Raw genomic sequence first — 18,744 nt, 5'->3', positions numbered from 1 at the left:
CCGTGCAGACGGCATCCGCGTGACGCTCCACGACCCCGGGCCGCCCGCGATCGGCACGGCTTCGCTACTGTCGTCCCGTCCCCGCACCGACGAAGGATCCGCCATGGCTCACACCCTCACCGACATGCCCCTCGAGCTCCTGCGCGCCTACCGCCCCGAGCTCACCGCGCCCGACGACCTCGACGCGTTCTGGGACGAGACGCTCACCGAGGCCCGCACCGCCGCCCGACCGAGCACGCTGGTCGACGTCGACGGCCCGCTGCGCGCGCTGCGGGTGCAGGACCTGACGTTCACGGGCTACGCCGGCGACGAGATCCGCGGCTGGGTCGTCCGCCCGCACGGCGACGAGGTTCTCCCCGCGGTCGTGGAGTTCATCGGCTACGGCGGCGGCCGCGGCCTGCCCGGCGAGAAGACCGCGTGGGCCACCGCCGGCTACGTGCACGTGATCATGGACACCCGCGGGCAGGGCTCGACGTGGAGCGTGGGCGAGACCCCCGACCCGCACGGATCGGCCGCCGCCTTCCCGGGCGTCATGACCCGCGGCATCCGCGACCCGCACGACTACTACTACCGCCGGCTGTACACCGACGCGGTGCGGCTGGTCGACGAGGTGCGCACGTTCGCCGGTGTCGATCCCACGCGCATCGCCGTCACCGGCGGCAGCCAGGGCGGCGGGCTCGCGGTCGCCGCCGCAGCACTGGCCGGCGACGCGGTGGCGGCCGTCATGCCCGACGTGCCGTTCCTCTCCGACTTCCCCAGCGCCATCCAGCGCACACCGTCGGCGCCGTTCACCGAGATCACGCGCTACCTGGCCGTGCACCGCGACGCGGCGGCCGACGTGCTGCGCACGCTGTCGTACGTCGACGGCGCGATCCTCGCCCGGCGCATCACCGCGCCGGCTCTGTTCTCGGTCGCCCTCATGGACGACATCGTGCTGCCGTCGGGCGTCTTCGCGGCCTTCCACGCCCTGGCATCCGACGATGCCGCCCTCGAGGAGTACGCCTACAACGGGCACGAGGGCGGCGGTTACCGTCACTGGATGAAGCAGGTGGCCTGGCTCGACGCCCGCTTCGGGCGCTGAGCCGCGGGCTCACTCCCAGACGCTGGGCGCCGGGCGCTTCGTGGAGGGCAGGGCGGATCCGGCGGCCCAGTCGTGCACCCACGACTCGATGTCGGGAAGACCCTCGGGCCGACCCACGGCGGCGAAGAGCTCGTCGTGCGGCACGGTGCCACCGGTTCGGCGGAGGATCCTCGCCCGGATGATCGCGCGGGCGTAGATCTCGCCGCGCACGAGGGCGCGGTGCTCGAGGTACACCGCGCGATCGTCGTGGCCGATCATGCGCGTCTCGAGGTCGAAGCGCTGACCGAGCTCGAGCGAGCGGCGGAAGGTGATCGTCTCAGCGGCGACCACGGCGTACCAGCCCTGCTTCGTCATCGCCTCGACCAGTCCCGACCGCGTCAGCAGGTCCCACCGCCCGAGGTCGAACAGCGACAGGTAGCGCCCGTTGTTCATGTGGCGCAGCAGGTCGATATCGGTGGGCAGCACGCGGATGCGCATGCGCGTCACCGTGCTGGGGTCGATGGGGCCTTCGCGACGGAGGCGACGGCGAGCACGAGCGAGCACCAGCAGGGTGCGCCAGAGGACGTTCACGAGGGGCGAGCGTAGCGATCCGACCACGGATCGGCGATTGCCTTGTGCTCAGTCCACAAGTGCCCGGTCCACGCCCCGTGCAGATCCCTGCGGTTCCCGCGGCGGGTAGACCCACGTCACGAGCACGACCGACACGATCATGAGCAGGAACCACGACGAGAGCTTCGACACGTCGACCGGATGCCACTCCCCGACCTGCGACGGGTAGAGCCACGCTCCGGCGTAGGTCGCGATGTTCTCGGCCAGCCAGATGAACACCGCCACCCCCGCGAAGGCCAGGAGGATCGGCATCCGGAACCGCCCGCGGAAAAAGCGGAAATGCATCATCGTGCGACCCCACAACACGACGACGGCGATGATCAGCACCCAGCGCAGATCGACGATCCAGTGGTGGGTGAAGAAGTTGGCGTAGATCGCGACGGCGACGACCGCCGTGATCCACCTGCGCGGGTAGCGCGTGAAGCGGAGGTCGAACAGGCGGTACACGCGCACCATGTAGCTGCCGACCGCCGCGTACATGAACCCGCTGTACAGCGGCACTCCGCCGAGGCGCAGCACGCCGTCGGCCGCGTACATCCACGACCCGACGTCGGTCTTGAAGAGCTCCATCACGGTCCCGACGATGTGGAACGTGACGATCACGCGCAACTCGCGCAGGGTCTCGAGACGCCCGAGCACCATGACGACCTGGATCAGGACGGCCGCGATCGTGAGGGCGTCGTTACGCGCCAGCGCTGCATCGTCCGGGTACCAGAGCTTCGCCGCGAGCACCACGGCCAGGAACGCGGCCCCGAACACGCATGCCCACGCCTGCTTGAGCACGAAGACGGCGAACTCGACCAGACGCGCTCGGGCACCCGAGGCCGGAGCGGTGGCGAGCAGACGGTTCGCGAGGGCGTCGAGACGCGCCTCGACGGAGGTCAACCGGGGGCGTTCCGACACGGCGATCATGCTGACACGCACGTCTGACAAAGTGCCGCTTGTACCGCACGAGACGGGCTCCGGCGGTCGATTTCACCCTGGACGGATGCCGCGCGTAGAGTCGCGCCATGACTGCGGAAATCCGAGCCGACATCGTCGTCCGTCCGGTGCGCGACGTGGATGCCGAGGCCCTGGGCCGCGTGCACGCCACCTGCTGGCACGAGACCTACGACCACCTCATCAGCACCGCCGCCCTCGAGGCCGTGTCGCCTCGTCGCCTGGCCGAGCTCTGGACCCACTGGGCCGCTCAGGGCGAGGACTACCGCATGTACGCCGCCCTCGTGAACGGCGAGATCGTCGGGTTCGTCGGCTCCGGCCCCGCGCGCGACGACGACGCCCCGCGCGAGCGCGAGCTGTACTTCATCTACCTGCTCGACGCCTACCACGGCACCGGGATCGGCCAGCGCCTGTTCGACGCCGCCGTCGAAGAGGGCGAAGGCCTCTACCTCTGGGTCGCCGACGACAACCCGCGCGCGCACCGGTTCTACCAGCGCAACGGATTCACGCTCGACGGCGCCTCGCACACCGAGCCGTTCCTCGGTGAGGAGCTCACCGAGGTGCGCTTCGTCCGCTGACGTGCTGCAGATCTGGGCCCTCGACGGCATCCCCGAGATCACCCCGGGCGATGACCTCGTCCAGGCGATCCTCGATGCCGTGGGCGACCCCCTGCGCGACGGCGACATCGTCGTGGTCACCAGCAAGGTCGTGTCGAAGGCCGAGGGGCGCATCATCCGCGCCGACGACCGCGAAGACGCCATCACCCGCGAGACCGTGCGCCTCGTGGCATCGCGCACCTCCCCCACCGGGCACGTGACGCGCATCGTCGAGAACCCGCTCGGCATCGTCTCGGCCGCGGCCGGCGTCGATGCCAGCAACACCCCCGAGGGCACCGTGCTGCTGCTGCCGGTCGACCCCGACGCCTCGGCGCGCGCGCTTGCGACCGGACTGCGCGCCGCGACCGGGGCGCACGTGGGCGTGATCGTCACCGACACTCTCGGGCGCGCGTGGCGCGAGGGCCAGACCGATCACGCGATCGGGGCCGGCGGCGTCCACGTGTTCGAAGACCTCCGCGGGACGACGGATGCCGAGGGCCGCCCCCTCATGGTCACCCTGCCCTGCGTGGCCGACGAGATCGCCGCCGCCACCGACCTGGTCAAGGGCAAGGCCGCGCGGCGCCCCGTCGCGATCGTGCGCGGGCGCGCCGACCTCGTGGGCGACCTCGACCTGCCCGGTGCGCGCTCGATCGTGCGGGATCCGGCGCGCGACATGTTCCGGCAGGGCGCCGACGAGGCGTACGCCGAGGGGTTCGCCGCGGGACGAGACGCCGCGGGCTGAGCTCGGCGGGCTGGCGTCGGGCGGCCGTCGCGCCTCGGGATGCGGGGCGCCTCTCCACTGCGGGCGGGGCGGACGGGGCCATGTCCCGATATGCGCAGACCATGTCCCCGTTTTGGCTGGTGGGAGCCCTTCGAAGCAGCCGAAAGTGGGACATGCCCCGCGTCGGGCGGCCGGGGAGCTCAGCGGATGCCGCGAGCCGCGAGGCCCTCGCCGAGGTCATCGGCGTGACGAAGGGCCGACACCAGCAGCGGCAGCGCTCCGCGCCGCAGCGAGGGACGCAGCCCTCGCGCCCGCTGCGCATCGCGCACCTCGGCCGCGAGCCGCGCGAGCACGGGAATCGTGGTGATCGTCAGCGTCAGCAGCAGCGCGGCGCGGCCCGGGTCGACGCCGAACCGCGCGAGAGGAGCGAGTCCCCGCTCGAGGGCGTCGAGCAGCGCCGAGACCGGCGTGCTTACCGGCACGAGACCCGCGATCAGCAGCGCTGCCACGACACGGCCGGTGTTCGCCACCGCGGGTTCGGAGCCGAGGAAGATCAGCTGACCGGCGGCGGTGACGACGACGACCCACCGCAGCCCCCACACCGACTCCGCCAGAACACGCAGGCCCCGCCCGACCCCCATGCCGCTCCCGGCATACAGGGCGAGCGGCAGCGACAGCACCATCGCCGTGGCCCACGTCGACGGCAACGCCGCGACCGCCACGGCGACCAGCGCGAGCATCGCGAGCTTCGGACCCGCCGGCATCCGGTGCAGCCATCCCGTCGCGGGGACGTACATGCTCAGCACGCGAGCGCTTCTTCGTAGGCGTCGACGACGTCGAGAGAGGCACCGGATGCCGCGACCCGACCGTCCGCCATCAGCACTGCACTCTCGCAACGTCGCGCCAGAGCGAGGTCGTGCGTGACGAGCACGAGCGAGTGCCCGGTGTCGGCGAGCAGGTGATCGGCGACGCGGCGCGCGTTGCGCCCGTCGAGGAAAGCGGTCGGCTCGTCGGCGATCACCAGCGCCGGCTCGCGCACGAAGGCGCCGCAGAGGGCCAGCAGCTGCTTCTGTCCACCCGACAGGTCGTGGGCGGGGCGGTCGCCCAGCCCGTCGAGTCCGAAGCGCGCGAGGGCCGCCTCGACGCGAGCGTCACGCTCGGCCCGCGGAACACGTGCCGCTCGCAGGGACAGCGCGACGTCTTCGGCGACGGTGGGCATCATGATCTGGGCGTCGGGGTTGCTGAGCACCAGCGCGACCGTCGCGCGGAGCGCGGCGGGATCGTGATCGGGGTCGCACCCGAGCACGCGCAGGTTTCCGCCCGTGCGCCGCACGAGCCCCGCGAGCACGCGAGCGAGCGTCGACTTGCCCGAGCCGTTGTCGCCGATCAGAGCGATCGTGCGCGCCGGCAGGTCGAGCGACACCTCGCGCAGCACCTCGCGCCCGCCGCGGCGGACGCCCAGCCCCGCGCAGCGGATCGTGCTCACGCCGCGACGCCGACCCGACCCCGATCGGGCGCCGCGACCCGCCACGTCCGGCGGAATCCGCGCGGGTAGGCGCGAAGGAGAGTCGTCACGACGAGGGTGGCGACGGCGGCCTTGAGCAGATCGCCCGGCACGAAGACGAGGCTCGACAGCGCCGTCTCACCGAGCGGCAGGCGCGTGACGAGACTCTGCACCGGGATGCCGATCGCGTAGATCGCCAACACTCCCCCGGCGATCATGGCCAGCGCCGTGCGCCAGACGACCGGGCGACGACCGCCCGCGTGCACGATGAGACCGATGACCGCGGCACCCAGGATCCACCCCAGCGCGTAGCCGGCGGTCGGCCCGACGAAGACACCGAACCCGCCGCGGCCTCCGGCGAGCAGCGGCAGCCCCACGGCGACGAGCGCCAGCAGCACGGTCACCGAGAGCGCGCCGAGCCACGGCCCGAGCACGGCCCCGGCGAGCATCACGCCCAGGGTCTGCGCCGTGATCGGCACGCCGCCGAACACCGGGAAGCTGCCGGGCAGACCCAGCACGGCGATGAGAGCGGCGAAGACGGCGACGCGGGCGAGGTCGGTGGCGTCGAGGGTGCGGGTCATGAGAGCCTTCCTGAACAGTGTTCACCTGAACGGCGTTCACTATACTCACACCATGGCTCCCCGTGGACACTCCGCCGACGACGTCGCCCTCACCGCACTGCGGATCCTCGACGAGCACGGGCTCCCCGACCTGACGATGCGGCGCCTCGCCGCGGCCCTCGAGGTGCAGCCGAGCGCGCTGTACTGGCACTTCCCGAACAAGCAGACGCTGCTCGCCGGGCTCTCCGACCGGATCGTCGGGCGCATGGCATCCGGCCCCTCCGTCGACCTCGTCGCCGAAGCCCGTGCCCTGCGCGAGGCCCTCCTGGCCTACCGCGACGGAGCCGAAGTGGTCTCGAGCACCCTGGCCATGGGTCTCGGTTCCACGTTGGCGCACGATCGACTCGCGGCGGCCGTGGTCGCCGACGGGTTCGACGATGAGACCGCCCGCCGCGTCGCCACCACCGTGCTGCATTACGTGCTCGGCTTCGTGTGGCACGAGCAGCAGCGCCTGCAGTACGACAGCGCAGGGGCTCGCGAGGGTGACGCGGGCGGGCTCGCCGACGACGACTTCGCCTCGGGGCTCGAGCTCATCGCCGCGGGGTTGCGAGCGCGCGGACGCGTCTGACGCGCCCTCGCTGCGTCGGCGGGGTGGTCTCAACCCGCGCCGGCCTCAGCGCTGCTTGACCTCGCCGAACAGCCGCGCGATCGGCACCAGCACCGCCGGCCGCGCCGCCACCCACGCCGCGGCCATCACCACGAGCGAGGCCGCGAAGATCAGCAGACCGGTCGGGTCGCTCGTGTACGCGGCGGGGTCCTCCGAGCCACGGGCGGCGTACATGTGGTTCAGGTTGCGCAGCGCCCCGGTGGCCAGCACGAGGGCGACGTGCACGATGATGAACGCGACGAAGAAGAGCATCGTCGGGAAGTGCACCTTGCGCGCCCACTCGACCGGATACAGCTTGTTGAGCTTCTCGGCGTTTTTGGGCCACACCCCCGACAGACGCACGCCGCTGATGATCGCGAGGGGTGCGGCGACGAATGTGATGGCGAAGTACGACAGCTGCTGCAGGCTGTTGTAGTTCACCCACCCGTTCTCGGTCGGCCAGTCGAGCGAGGCGTACTGCAGGGCGGCCGACAGCGCGTTGGGGAAGACCTCCCACGAGGTCGGCACGATCCGCATCCACTGCCCGGTGACGAACAGCAGCACGACGAAGATCACGCCGTTGGCGATCCACAGGATGTCGAGCGCCTGGTGGAACCAGAGCGCCAGGCTGATGCGCCGTTTCTTGTTGTTGCGCGGCGACCAGAACACGGCCGGGCGCTTCTCGCGCCGCACCTGCCAGCCGGTGCGGATGATCAGCAGCAGGAAGAAGCTGTTGAGGAAGTGCGACCAGTTCAGCCAGGCCGGGAGTCCGACCGGCGCCGAATCCGGCAGGTGGTACTCGCCGGGGAACGCCGCGAGGAATTCGCGCCCGGGCCCGATCGCGAGCACGAAGCGCGCGACGAGCACGGCGATGCCCACGAGTGCCAGCGCGAAGACGCCGAGCACGGCGGTCGAGCCGAGCAGCTGCAGGGGTGAGAAGTCGGCGAGGCGGGTGCCTGCTGCCGCACGTGGCGGGGCCGTCGGCGGGCGCTTCTGCGTGCGGGCCGGCGTCGTCGCGCGGTTCCGGGCCGCGGCTCCCGGCCAGACCGTGCGCGGGACGGTGAGCGGCGGGCGCGGCGATGGTGTCGCCGATCGGGCGTCCGCGGCCGGGGCGGGGGTCGCGGACGTCGCCGGCGCGCGAGTGATCTCTTCGGAACTCGCCGCGGGCACGGCGTCCGCGGCCGAAGCGGCTCCGCTCGCCGTCGCGGGCGCCGGGGTCTCGGCATCCGTGCCGGAATCGGATCCGCTCCCTGAGATCGGACGCGCGGGCTCGAGCTCTCCGATCCCGCCGCGATTCTCCGCTTCTGCGGCGGTGCCGGGTCGCGGGGCAGAGGGCGGAACGGCGGATGCCGGCGGCCAGGGCTCCCCGCCGGGCTCGCGGGGGAGTCCCCGACGCACGCCGGCCGCCTCCTCGCCCGCGGGGGTCGCGGCATCCGATCCGGGACCGGAAGCGCTCACCGTCGGCGCCTCGGCGCCGGAACCGCTCGCCGTCACGGGCGCCGGGGTCCCGGCATCCGCACCCGAATCGGATCCGCTCGCCGAGACCGGGCGCGCGGGCTCGGTCGATCCGATCCCGGCGCGATCCTCCGGTGCTGCGTCGGCACCAGGACGTGCCGCGATGGGCGGAACGGCGGATGCCGGCGGCCACGGCTCCCCGCCGGGCTCGCGCGGCAGTCCCCGACGCACACTGCCCGCCACGGCCGGCGCGGGAGTGGCAGGCACCTCGGCCGCGGGCGAGCCGGGAGCCGGCGACGTCTCAGCCTCGGCCGAGGCAGGAGGGGTCGGCGCGGACGCGTGCACCGGATGCGGATCCCCGGGCGTCTCGGACCCGAATCCGTCGCGCGGGTCCGAATCCCTTGCGGCCAGAGCAGCGTCCGCGCCGTCGGCGTCACCCGCGCCGGGCGCGCTCGAGGCCGCGGGCGGCCAGGGCTCCCCGCCGGGGGTGCGCGGCAGCCCGCGTCGCGGGGTGCGGGGTGTGGACGCCATCTACTCTCGGGAGGACTTCTTATGCGCCTTCAGCGCACTGATGAGCTGCGGGACGACGGTGAACAGATCTCCGACGATACCGAAGTCGGCGATCTCGAAGATGGGGGCTTCCGGGTTCTTGTCGATGGCGACGATCGTGCGCGCGGTCTGCATGCCCGCGCGATGCTGGATGGCCCCCGAGATGCCGAGCGCCACGTACAGCCGCGGCGACACCGTGACGCCGGTCTGTCCGACCTGCGCGGCGGCGGGCACGTACCCCGCGTCGACCGCGGCGCGTGAGGCGCCGACCGCGGCACCGAGGGCGTCGGCGAGCTGCTCCACCAGGGCGAAGTCCTCGCGCGAGCCCACTCCGCGACCGCCGGCGACGACCACCGCGGCCCCGCGCAGTTCGGGACGTGACGAGGCGACAGCCGTCTCGGCGAAGCCCTCGACGCGGGCGTGGGGGGTTCCGGATGCCGCGACCTCGAGGCTCTCGACGACGAGCGGTCGCGCGTCGAGACGCCCTTCGACGGATCCGGGGCGGAGCGTCGCCGCGAGGGGGCCGAAGGTGGGTGCCCCGTCGACGGTGAAGGCTCCGCCGAAGGCCGCGTGATGGGCGACGACACCGAGGTCGTCGCGGCCCACACCCACGACGTCGGTCGCGAGGGGCATGCGCAGGCGCGCGGCCAGTCGCGCGAGCGCGTCGCGCGACTCGACGGCGTTCGAGGCGAGCACGAGGTCGGGGCTCTCCTTCGCCACCGCTGCGGCGAGCGCATCGACGACCGGACCGGTCAGGGCATCGGCGTCGGTGACGGCCGTGAGCACGCGCGTGGCGCCGAGCTCCGCCGCCTCGGCCGACGCCTGCTCGAGGACGTCGGCCGTCGAGGCGATCAGGGCGACGGGGTCTCCGACGGTCGCGGCGGCGGCGAGCAGGCCGGGAGCGGAGGCGGCCAGCACCCCGCCGGGCAGCACCTCGAACAGCACGAGGGAGGTGGTCATCACGCCACCCCCTCGGCCACGAGGAAGGCCGCGAGCTTCTCGCCCGCATCGCCCTCGTCGACGATCTTCGTGCCGGACGCGCGCGGCGGCCTCTCGGCGACGGAAAGCATGATGTACCGGGCGACCGCGGGATCCTCGACCTCGACGCCGAGTTCGGCGGCATCCACGGTCTCGTACGGCTTCTTCTTGGCCGCCATGATCCCCTTGAAGGTCGTGAACCGCCCCTCGGGCATCGCCTCGGTGATCGACACGACGGCCGGAAGCGCCGCCGAGACCCGCATGGTTCCCGCGTCGCTGATGCGGTCGCCGGAGACGGCGTCGTCCGACACCTCGAGACTCGACAGGGCCGTGAGCTGCGGTACTGCCAGCAGCTCGGCGACCATCGCCGGCAGCACGCCCCCTCCCCCGTCGGTCGACAGGTTGCCCGCGATGACCAGGTCGAACCCGGTGCGCCGGATCGCCGCGGCCAGCACCTCGGCGGTGAGCACCAGGTCAGCCCCGCGCAGGGTGTCGTCGACCACGTGCACGGCCGAGGTCGCCCCCATCGCGAGGGCCTTGCGCACGGTCGCCGTTGCCGAGGCGGGCGCCATCGTCACGACGACGACCTCTGTGCCCGTGTGCACGTCGGCGTACGCGAGGGCGGCCTCGACGGCCCGCTCGCCGATCTCGTCGAGCACGGCCGCAGCTCCCGCGCGGTCGGTGAGCCCGGTCTCGAGGTCGAGCCGACGCTCGCCCCAGGTGTCGGGCACTTCTTTGATCAGGACCACGATCTTCATCGACGGGGCTCCTTCGGAGAGAGGGCGGATGCCGCGACCTCGCGGCAGCGTGTGAGTGCGCGGCGCGAACCCCAGGTCCCTGAGCCCGTCGAAGGGACCGGGACCAGACGCGAGAGTTCGGACAGGCCCCACCGCGAAAGCAAGGTCCCTGAGCCTGTCGAAGGGACCGGGAGCCGCGTACCGGACCCGCCCGAGCGGTACCGTGAATCGCGAGGAGGACCGATGACGCGACGACTGCCTGTCGACCCGATCGCCGAGGCGAAGCGCCAGTGGCTCGCGCACGGGTGGGACGACGCCGCCGACGGCATGACCGTGGTGACCTCGGTGATCCGCGCGCACCAGCTGCTGATGGCGGCGATCGACCGCGCGCTCAAGCCCTTCGACCTGTCGTTCTCGCGCTTCGAGATGCTGCGACTGCTCGCCTTCACGCGCGAGGGGCGGATGCCGATGGCCAGCGCCATCGCGCGCCTGCAGGTGCACCCGACGAGCGTCACCAATACGGTCGAGCGCCTCGCGCGCGACGGGTACGTGACGCGCGAGCCGCATCCGACCGACGGCCGCGCGGCGTTGCTCGCGCTGACCGATGCCGGCCGACGCCGAGTCGACGAGGCCACCGACGCGCTCAACGCCGTGTTCGCCGACCTCGGCCTCGACGACGACGATGCGACGGCGCTCGTGCGGATCATCGCGCGCTTCCGCAAGGGTGCGGGCGACTTCGCCGACCCCGCCCCGGTGCCCGACCCGCTCTGAGCGCTCATCGGTGCGTGAACGACGGCGCCCGCTTCTCGCGGAACGCCGCCATCCCCTCTTTCTGGTCGGCCGTGTCGAACAGGGCCGCGAAGGCCTGACGCTCGAATCGCACGCCCTCGGCGAGGGTCGACTCCAGCGCGACGTCGAGAGCCGCCTTCGCCGCGTACAGCGCGGGCAGCGGCTTCTCGGCGATCGTCTGCGCGACCTTCTCGGCCTCGTCGAGCAGCTCGGCCGCTGGCACGATGCGCGAGACGAGTCCCGCGCGCTCGGCCTCGGAGGCGTCGATCATGCGGCCGGTCAGCACGAGCTCGGCCGCCTTGTAGTAGCCGAGCGCCCGCACGAGGCGCTGCGTGCCGCCCATCCCCGGGATGACCCCCAGCTGCACCTCGGGCTGGCCGAACTTTGCGCGGTCCGAGGCCAGGATCACGTCGCACATGAGGGCGAGCTCGCATCCGCCGCCGAGGGCGTAGCCCGACACCGCCGCGATCACGGGGGTGCGCACGGCCGCGAACCGCGCCCACGCCCCGAAGTGGTCGGTGAGCATCATGTCGAGACCCGACTTCTGCTCCATCTCTTTGATGTCGGCGCCCGCGGCGAAGGCCTTCTCGCTCCCCGTCACCACGATCGCGCCGACACCCTCGTCGACGTCGAAGGCTTCAGCCGCGGCGACGACGTCGCGCATCGACTGCGTGTTCAGCGCGTTCAGCGCCTCAGGCCTGTCGAGGAAGATCCACCCCACGCGGCCCCGCTGCTCGACGCGGATCGTCTCGTATCCGGCATCCGGTTCGGTCATGGTGACTCCCGTCGTCTCGAGTGATGGTCGCAGCGGTCTCGCCCGCCCTCGAATGCTCGCACGCCCCACCGACATCGATCGAGGGTCTTGCCGCACGGCGTGGGCGGCAGCGCTTTTCGCGGCGGCATCGGCCCGGTTCGGGGCGGATTCCATCGTTCGGGGCGGGGAATTCACGCCCCACGCGACGGAATCCGCCCCAAACGGAACACGGGCCACCTCACGCCGCGAGGACGCTGCGGCCCACGATGAGGCGCATGATCTCGTTCGTCCCCTCGAGGATCTGGTGCACGCGCAGATCGCGCACGACCTTCTCGATGCCGTAGTCCTGCAGATAGCCGTAGCCGCCGTGCAGCTGCAGCGATTCGTTGGCGACGCGGAAGCCCACGTCGGTCGCGAACCGCTTCGCCATGGCGCACCGGGTCGCGGCATCCGGAGTCTTCGCATCGAGCGCGGTCGCCGCGTCGCACACGAGCAGTCGCGCGGCTTCGAGCTCGGTCGCCATGTCGGCCACTGCGAACACGACCGACTGCTTCTCGGCGAGGGCCTCGCCGAAGGTGAAACGTTCGTGCACGTACGAGATCGCACGGTCGAGCGCCCAGCGCGCCCCGCCGATCGAGCACGTGGCAATGTTGAGGCGGCCGCCGTTAAGGGCGTTCATCGCGATCGAGAAGCCGCGACCCTCGCCGCCGAGCAGGCTCTCGGCGGGTACGCGCACCTCGTCGAGGATCACGGCGCGGGTGGGCTGGGCGTTCCAGCCCATCTTCTTCTCGTTCGGTCCGAATGACAGCCCCTCGGAGTCGGCGGGCACGATGAAGGCGCTGATGCCGCGCGCTCCCGGCTCGCCCGTGCGGGCCATGACGACGTAGATCGACGCCTCGCCGGCGCCCGAGATGAACTGCTTGACCCCCGTCAGCACGTAGGTGTCGCCGTGCCGGATGGCGGAGGTGGTGATGGCCGCGGCGTCGGATCCCGCGCCCGGCTCGGTGAGGCAGTAGGCGCCGAGGTCTTCCATGGCGACAAGCGACGGCAGCCACCGCTCGCGCTGCTCGGCGGTTCCGTAGGTGTCGATCATCCACGCCACCATGTTGTGGATCGTGATGTACGCCGTCACCGTGGGATCGCCGTAGGCGAGCTCCTCGAAGATCGCCACCGCGTCGGCGCGCGACAACCCGGCGCCGCCCACGTCGTCATTGACGTAGACGCCGCCGAGACCCAGCTCCCCCGCGCGGCGCAGCACGTCGCGGGGGAAGTGCTTCTCGGCATCCCAGTCGAGGGTGTGCGGGGCGAACTCGGTCGCGGCGAAGTCGCGCACGGCGTCGAGGATGGCGGCGCGCTCGTCGGAACTCAGGGTGCCGGTCGACGGGGCGTCGAGCGCGGGAGCAGGGGTGGTGTCCATGCGGCTCTCCTTCGGAAAGCGACGGCGTCGTCGCTCCCGTCAGATTACCTGGACGTCCTACTAATTGGTAGGGGTGTAGATTATCCCGCGACTCCCACACCGAACAGCGCGCCGACCGCGTAGGTCGCGGCGAGCGCGAGCGCCCCGCCGATCACCGTGCGCAGGACCGCGCGTCCGCGCCGCGCCCCACCGAGGACGGCGGCGGCGTAGCCCGTGATCGCGAGCGCGATGAGAACCGCCACGAACGTGAGGGGCACGCGGATCTCGACCGGCGCGAGCAGGATCGTCGCGAGCGGCAGCAGCGCACCGATCGTGAAGGCGACCGCCGAGGCGAAGGCCGCGGCCCACGGGCTCACCACGTCTTCGGCGTCGATGTTGAGCTCGACCGAGAGATGGGCCTTGAGGGCGTCGGATGCCGTGAGCTCGTTCGCCACGCGCGTCGCGGTGTCGCGCGACAGGCCCTGAACCTCATACATGCCCACGAGTTCGGCGAGCTCGGCCTCGGGGTCTTCGGCGAGCTCGCGCTTCTCCTTCTGGATGAGGGCGTGCTCGCTGTCGCGCTGGCTCGAGACCGAGACGTACTCGCCGAGCGCCATCGAGATGGCCCCACCGACGAGGGCGGCGAGACCCGCGATGAGCACGGGACCGGTGTCGCTCGTGGCCCCCGCGACACCGACCACGACCGCAGCCGTCGAGACGATGCCGTCGTTGGCGCCCAGCACCCCGGCGCGCAGCCAATTGAGCCGTTGGGAGAGTCCCTGGCGGTGCGGCTCGTCGAGGTGAGCCCCGTTCGCTGTCGTCATGCGGTCAGGGTAGACCCGCCCCCCGACATCGGGGCGAGGTTACACCGCACGCGGCGGGGAGGCGTTCGTCCCTCGTTCACCGATGAGTCACCGAGCCCCGCGAGGATCGCACCGTCCGCGCCTTCCGCCGCGGATCGGTGCGCTCCCGCCACACCGCGCATCGCCTTCTCCCCGTACCCGAGGACACAGCATGCCTTCGCCCTTCCTCCACCGTGCGGTCGCGTTCAGCGCGACCACGGCGGCCGTGTGCGCACTCGCGCTATCGAGTGCCACCGCGGCATCCGCCGCCATCGTCCCCGACCCGGTCCGCGACGCTCCCGCCGACAGCGCGGTGAGCCTGCGCCCGCTCGGCAGCTACGAGACCGGCGTGTTCGACCAGTCGGCCGCCGAGATCGTGCACGCCTACGAGAACCGCCTGTTCGTCGTCAACGCGCAGGCCGGCGCCGTCGACGTGCTCGACAACAGCAACCCCGCGGCCCCGACGAAGCTGTACTCGATCACCGGCACCGGCGTCGCCAACTCCCTCGCCGTCCGTGCCGACGGCCTCGGCGTCATCGCGCTCGAAGACGCCGACAAGACCGCGCCCGGTCGCCTGGTGTTCTTCGACGCGGATGCCGCGGAGCCGACGATCCTCGGAGAGGTCACCGTGGGCGCTCTGCCCGACATGGTGTCGATCTCCGACGACGGCACCTACGCGGTCGTCGCCAACGAGGCGGAGCCCGCCGACGACTTCTCGGTCGACCCCGAGGGTTCGGTCGGCGTGGTCTCGCTCCCGACCGCCAAGGCGGCCCCGACGCAGGACGCCGTGCGCACCGCCGGGTTCTCGGCGTTCGAGCAGGGCGGATCGAAGACCCTCGACCCGGCCGTCCGCGTCTTCGGACCCGACGTCGCCGCCCCGGACCAGGGCAGCACCCCGCTCGCCGCGAACCGCGTCAGCCGCAACCTCGAGCCCGAGTTCGTGACGATCGCAGGTTCCACCGCCTACGTCGCCCTGCAGGAGGCCAATGCCATCGCGGTCGTCGATCTCGCGTCGGCCGAGGTCACCGGCATCCGCCCCCTGGGGTTCAAGGACTACGGCGTGCAGACGCTCGACGCCAGCGACCGCGACCCCGAGGACGCCCCCACCTACAACGAGAAGAGCTACCCCGGGCTGTTCGGCATGTACATGCCCGACGGCATCCAGGCCTACGAGGCGAACGGCGAGACCTACCTCGTCACCGCCAACGAGGGCGACGGCCGCGAATGGGGCGACTACAACGACACCGCTCGCGTGAAGGACCTCGGCGACGACGGTCTCGCCCCCGTCTGCGCCGACAGCCCGCTCGCGGGTTCGCTCGACGATGCCGACCTGGGTCGCCTCAACGTCGCCACTGACATGGGCCTCAACGCCGACGGCACCTGCTACTCCGAGCTGTACACGTTCGGCGGCCGCGGCTTCTCGGTGTGGACCACCGACGGCGAGCAGGTCTTCGACTCCGGCTCCGCCTTCGAGAAGATCACGCACGACGCCAACCCCGACTTCTTCAACTCGACGCACTCCGCCTCGAACCTCGAGGGCCGCAGCGACGACAAGGGCCCCGAGCCCGAGAACCTCGCCATCGGCCAGGTCGACGGACGCACCTACGCCTTCATCGGCCTCGAGCGCGTCGGCGGCGTGATGACCTACGACATCACCGACCCCTCCGACGCGACCTACGCGGGCTACGTCAACAACCGCGACTTCTCCGTCTCGGTCGAAGACCAGCTGACGGGCGACGAGACCGCCGACCGCGAGCTGCTGGCGAAGGCCGGCGACCTCGGCCCCGAGGGCGTCGAGTTCATCGCCGCCGAGAACTCGCCCACCGGTCGCCCGCTCGTCGCCGTCGGCAACGAGGTCTCGGGCACCACGACGGTCTTCTCCGTCGAGAACCCGAACGTGAAGAACATCGACATCCTCACGATCAACGACTTCCACGGCCGCCTCGAGGCGGGATCGCAGGGCGAGGCCGGCGCCGCCGTCATCGCCGGCGCCGTGAAGGCGAAAGAAGCCGCGAACCCGAACACGCTGTTCGTCTCGGCCGGTGACAACATCGGCGCGTCGACGTTCACCTCGCTCATCCAGGACGACTCCCCCACGATCGACACGCTGACGGCCTCGGGCCTCGACGTCTCGGCCGTCGGCAACCACGAGTTCGACCGCGGCTTCGCCGACCTGACCGACCGCGTGCTCCCCGAGTACGGCGGCGGCGAGTTCGGCCTCGGCGCCAACGTCTACAAGAAGGGCACGAAGGAGCCCGTCCTCGACGAGTACGCGATCAAAGACGTCGACGGCGTGCGCGTGGCCTTCATCGGCACCGTGACCCCCGACACCGCGACCATGGTCGACCCGGCTGGCATCGCCGACCTCGAGTTCGGCGACCAGCTCGAGGCCGCGAACCGCGTGGCCGACGAGATCACGGCGGGCGACCTCGCCGACGTCATCGTGCTGCTCACCCACTCGGGTGCCGCCTCGTCGAACGACTGCGCCGCACTCGAGGCCGACCAGGCCGGATTCGGCAAGCTGGCCGTGAACGCCTCGCCCGAGATCGACGCGATCGTCTCGGCGCACACGCACCAGACCTACGCCTGCGACGTGCCCGTCGCCGGCACCGACCGCACCCGCCCGGTGATCCAGGCCTCGGAGTACGGCAAGGCCATGGGGCAGCTGTCGCTGAGCTGGAACACGCGCACCGACTCCCTGGCATCCGTCTCGGGCACGACGTTCCCCCTCTCGGGCGCGTTCGCTCCGGATGCCGCGATCGAGGCCCAGGTCGCCGAGTACGTCGCGCAGGCTGACGTGATCGGCGCCAAGCCGGTCGGCGAGATCAGCGGCGACATCCTGCGCGGCGGCACCCCGTCGGGTTCCGACCGCGGCGTCGAGTCGTCGATGGGCAACTGGGTCGCCGACGTCTACCTGTGGGCGACCTCGCAGAACCCGGCCTACGCCGGCACGAAGGCGCAGATCGCGTTGATGAACCCGGGCGGCCTTCGCGCCGACCTGCTGAAGGGCGACGACGGGGTGGTGACCTACAAGGAGGCCGCTCTCGTGCAGCCCTTCGCCAACACGCTGGTGACGGTGACCCTCACGGGTGAGCAGATCCGCGAGATCCTGAACGAGCAGTGGAAGGCCGAGGGCGACCGCCCGAAGCTGCACCTCGGCGTCTCGGACGGCTTCACTTACGAGTACGTGCAGGACGCCGCGAACCCGCGCGTCGGCTCGGTCGTCTCGATGGCCTACCAGGGCCAGCCGATCGCCGACACCGACACGTTCACGGTCGTGACGAACTCGTTCCTCGCCAACGGCGGAGACGGCTTCCCGACCTTCGCCGCCGGCACCGATCGCACCGACACGGGTCAGATCGACCTCGACGCGACCCTGGCGTACTTCGAGGCGACCCCCGTGGTCGACCCCGCTCCGCTCGGCCGCGCGATGCTGTCGACGGGCGAGACGCCCGCGCCCGGCGAGCCGGGTCAGCCCGGCGAGCAGCCCGGCGACCCCGGCACGCAGCCCGGCCAGCCCGGTCAGCCCGGTGCCCAGCCCGGCCAGCCGGCGGGCACCCCCGGCGGCGGACTCGCCAACACCGGCGCCGAGGCCCCCTGGGGCATCGCCCTCGCGGGTGGCTTCCTCGTGGTCGCGGGCGGTCTCGCCTTCGCGCTGCGCAAGCGTCGCACCGTCTGACGCCTGACAGCGGAACGGCCCTCACCCTCGCGGGTGGGGGCCGTTCCCGTTCGCGTGAGGGGTCAGGAACTGTCGCCCGGGAGCGCGCCAGGCGACACTTCTCGACCCCTCACGCGTGCGTCGTGTCAGGCGCGGAGCACCTGCACGTGCACCCCGGATGCCGCGGACTCGACGCGCCAGACCTGCCCGCTGCCGCGCACGGTCGGGGCCGCCTGGGCCGAGACCACCAGGGCCGTGTCCTCGTCGATCGCCACGCCGTCGGTGACGAGGCCCGCATCGACCGCGGCGACCAGACGCGAGAGGGTGCCCCACTGGGCGGCGTGCACGTCGACGGCGAAGTCGAGGAGTCCGAGGCCCGGGCGCACCTCGACTTCGTCGAGCTCTTCGCTCGCGTCTTCCGACACGACCTCGACCCCGCCGACGCGGTATCCGCCGATGAGCGCCGGAGCGGCGGCGATGACCGCGCCGGCCGAGAACCCGGCGTAGGAGACCCCCTCCAGGACCCGGTGGATCACGGCATCCCCGATCCGTCCGAAGGCGTTCAGGTACGCCGGGGTGAGACCACCGCCGACGAACAGCCCGTCGGCGTCCAGCGCCGAGGCTGCGTAGACCTCGCCCTCGACGATCGACTCCACGCGGATCTCCCCCGCCGCAGCCCCCGCCGCCTCGAGCATCGCGGTGAAGCGCGCGACCGACGAATCGTCGTCGGCTTCGAGAACGAGCAGCAGGGCGATCACGGGGGCGCGATCCGCGGCACGCTGCCGCGCCTCGGCGACGAACGGACGCAGCAGGTCGCCGCAGCGCGCGAGGTCGCGACCGCCGCCCAGGAGGAAAACACTCATGCGCCCAGTATCCCGGGGCGCGCGGACCGCGGTTCTCCACTCGAGGGGTGGAGTTCCGCCTGCGCCA

The 18,744-nt window shown here is 71.9% G+C and carries 18 protein-coding genes; 6 read left to right on the top strand and 12 right to left on the bottom strand.

What is annotated here, in order from left to right:
• Positions 1–103: 103 nt before the first annotated feature.
• Positions 104–1,081: an acetylxylan esterase gene (locus ABXS86_RS12140; protein ID WP_353664626.1), complete on the top strand. Its 978-nt coding sequence runs from the start codon at positions 104–106 to the stop codon at positions 1,079–1,081.
• Positions 1,082–1,090: 9 nt separating this feature from the next.
• Here the strand turns inward: ABXS86_RS12140 and ABXS86_RS12135 are convergent, their stop codons facing one another.
• Entirely contained in the window at positions 1,091–1,651 is a 561-nt protein-coding gene (locus ABXS86_RS12135; RefSeq protein WP_154097675.1) for an acyl-CoA thioesterase, read from the bottom strand.
• Between the two features lie 48 nt (positions 1,652–1,699).
• Positions 1,700–2,602, bottom strand: a complete 903-nt coding sequence (locus tag ABXS86_RS12130) for a DUF817 domain-containing protein (protein WP_353664625.1) — start codon at positions 2,600–2,602, stop codon at positions 1,700–1,702.
• A 98-nt stretch (positions 2,603–2,700) separates the two neighbouring features.
• On the opposite strand from ABXS86_RS12130, the gene ABXS86_RS12125 reads away from it, so the two are divergent.
• Entirely contained in the window at positions 2,701–3,207 is a 507-nt protein-coding gene (locus ABXS86_RS12125) for a GNAT family N-acetyltransferase (RefSeq protein WP_353664624.1), read from the top strand.
• Position 3,208: 1 nt separating this feature from the next.
• Positions 3,209–3,967: a coenzyme F420-0:L-glutamate ligase gene (gene cofE, locus ABXS86_RS12120; RefSeq protein ID WP_353664623.1), complete on the top strand. Its 759-nt coding sequence runs from the start codon at positions 3,209–3,211 to the stop codon at positions 3,965–3,967.
• Positions 3,968–4,146: 179 nt separating this feature from the next.
• Here cofE and ABXS86_RS12115 read toward each other — a convergent pair whose 3' ends face one another.
• Genes ABXS86_RS12115 through ABXS86_RS12105 form a run of 3 tightly spaced genes read right to left on the bottom strand, consistent with a single transcriptional unit; the run spans position 4,147 to position 6,031 of the window.
• The gene (locus ABXS86_RS12115; protein ID WP_353664622.1) at positions 4,147–4,752 is read right to left on the bottom strand and encodes an energy-coupling factor transporter transmembrane protein EcfT; all 606 of its coding nucleotides are present in this window, start codon (positions 4,750–4,752) and stop codon (positions 4,147–4,149) included.
• Entirely contained in the window at positions 4,746–5,432 is a 687-nt protein-coding gene (locus ABXS86_RS12110; RefSeq protein WP_353664621.1) for an energy-coupling factor ABC transporter ATP-binding protein, read from the bottom strand. The genes ABXS86_RS12115 and ABXS86_RS12110 overlap by 7 nt, the downstream gene beginning before the upstream one ends.
• Positions 5,429–6,031, bottom strand: coding sequence for a biotin transporter BioY (locus tag ABXS86_RS12105; protein WP_353664620.1), 603 nt, complete (start codon positions 6,029–6,031; stop codon positions 5,429–5,431). Before ABXS86_RS12105 ends, ABXS86_RS12110 begins: the two co-directional genes overlap by 4 nt.
• A 52-nt stretch (positions 6,032–6,083) precedes the next feature.
• Here ABXS86_RS12105 and ABXS86_RS12100 point away from each other — a divergent pair, with 52 nt between their 5' ends.
• On the top strand, positions 6,084–6,638 hold the full coding sequence (locus ABXS86_RS12100; protein WP_353664619.1) for a TetR/AcrR family transcriptional regulator C-terminal domain-containing protein: 555 nt from the start codon (positions 6,084–6,086) through the stop codon (positions 6,636–6,638).
• A 45-nt stretch (positions 6,639–6,683) separates the two neighbouring features.
• Here ABXS86_RS12100 and ABXS86_RS12095 read toward each other — a convergent pair whose 3' ends face one another.
• The 3 genes from ABXS86_RS12095 to ABXS86_RS12085 all read right to left on the bottom strand — a co-directional run bounded on the left by ABXS86_RS12095 (position 6,684) and on the right by ABXS86_RS12085 (position 10,396).
• Positions 6,684–8,114 (bottom strand): cytochrome b/b6 domain-containing protein, encoded by a 1,431-nt coding sequence (locus ABXS86_RS12095; protein ID WP_353664618.1) that lies wholly within the window; start codon positions 8,112–8,114, stop codon positions 6,684–6,686.
• Positions 8,115–8,642: 528 nt separating this feature from the next.
• A complete protein-coding gene (locus tag ABXS86_RS12090; RefSeq protein ID WP_353664617.1) occupies positions 8,643–9,620 on the bottom strand; it encodes an electron transfer flavoprotein subunit alpha/FixB family protein in 978 nt (325 codons plus the stop codon).
• Positions 9,620–10,396, bottom strand: a complete 777-nt coding sequence (locus ABXS86_RS12085; RefSeq protein ID WP_353664616.1) for an electron transfer flavoprotein subunit beta/FixA family protein — start codon at positions 10,394–10,396, stop codon at positions 9,620–9,622. The genes ABXS86_RS12090 and ABXS86_RS12085 overlap by 1 nt, the downstream gene beginning before the upstream one ends.
• A 222-nt stretch (positions 10,397–10,618) precedes the next feature.
• Here ABXS86_RS12085 and ABXS86_RS12080 point away from each other — a divergent pair, with 222 nt between their 5' ends.
• The gene (locus ABXS86_RS12080; protein ID WP_144784224.1) at positions 10,619–11,146 is read left to right on the top strand and encodes a MarR family winged helix-turn-helix transcriptional regulator; all 528 of its coding nucleotides are present in this window, start codon (positions 10,619–10,621) and stop codon (positions 11,144–11,146) included.
• 4 nt (positions 11,147–11,150) lie between these two features.
• Here ABXS86_RS12080 and ABXS86_RS12075 read toward each other — a convergent pair whose 3' ends face one another.
• The 3 genes from ABXS86_RS12075 to ABXS86_RS12065 all read right to left on the bottom strand — a co-directional run bounded on the left by ABXS86_RS12075 (position 11,151) and on the right by ABXS86_RS12065 (position 14,138).
• Entirely contained in the window at positions 11,151–11,939 is a 789-nt protein-coding gene (locus ABXS86_RS12075; protein ID WP_353664615.1) for an enoyl-CoA hydratase-related protein, read from the bottom strand.
• A gap of 217 nt (positions 11,940–12,156) precedes the next feature.
• A complete protein-coding gene (locus ABXS86_RS12070; protein ID WP_353664614.1) occupies positions 12,157–13,335 on the bottom strand; it encodes an acyl-CoA dehydrogenase family protein in 1,179 nt (392 codons plus the stop codon).
• Between the two features lie 80 nt (positions 13,336–13,415).
• Complete coding sequence (locus ABXS86_RS12065) at positions 13,416–14,138, bottom strand: VIT family protein (protein WP_353664613.1); 723 nt, start codon at positions 14,136–14,138, stop codon at positions 13,416–13,418.
• Positions 14,139–14,328: 190 nt separating this feature from the next.
• Here ABXS86_RS12065 and ABXS86_RS12060 point away from each other — a divergent pair, with 190 nt between their 5' ends.
• Positions 14,329–17,835: a choice-of-anchor I family protein gene (locus ABXS86_RS12060; protein WP_353664612.1), complete on the top strand. Its 3,507-nt coding sequence runs from the start codon at positions 14,329–14,331 to the stop codon at positions 17,833–17,835.
• A 125-nt stretch (positions 17,836–17,960) separates the two neighbouring features.
• Here the strand turns inward: ABXS86_RS12060 and ABXS86_RS12055 are convergent, their stop codons facing one another.
• Entirely contained in the window at positions 17,961–18,677 is a 717-nt protein-coding gene (locus tag ABXS86_RS12055) for a Type 1 glutamine amidotransferase-like domain-containing protein (protein WP_353664611.1), read from the bottom strand.
• Positions 18,678–18,744 lie beyond the last annotated feature (67 nt).

It is taken from the genome of Microbacterium sp. che218, from assembly GCF_040436305.1.
Taxonomy (GTDB): Bacteria; Actinomycetota; Actinomycetes; order Actinomycetales; family Microbacteriaceae; genus Microbacterium; species Microbacterium algihabitans.
Note: the sequence above shows the minus strand (reverse complement) of the source record. Positions and strands in the feature narration are given on the sequence as shown.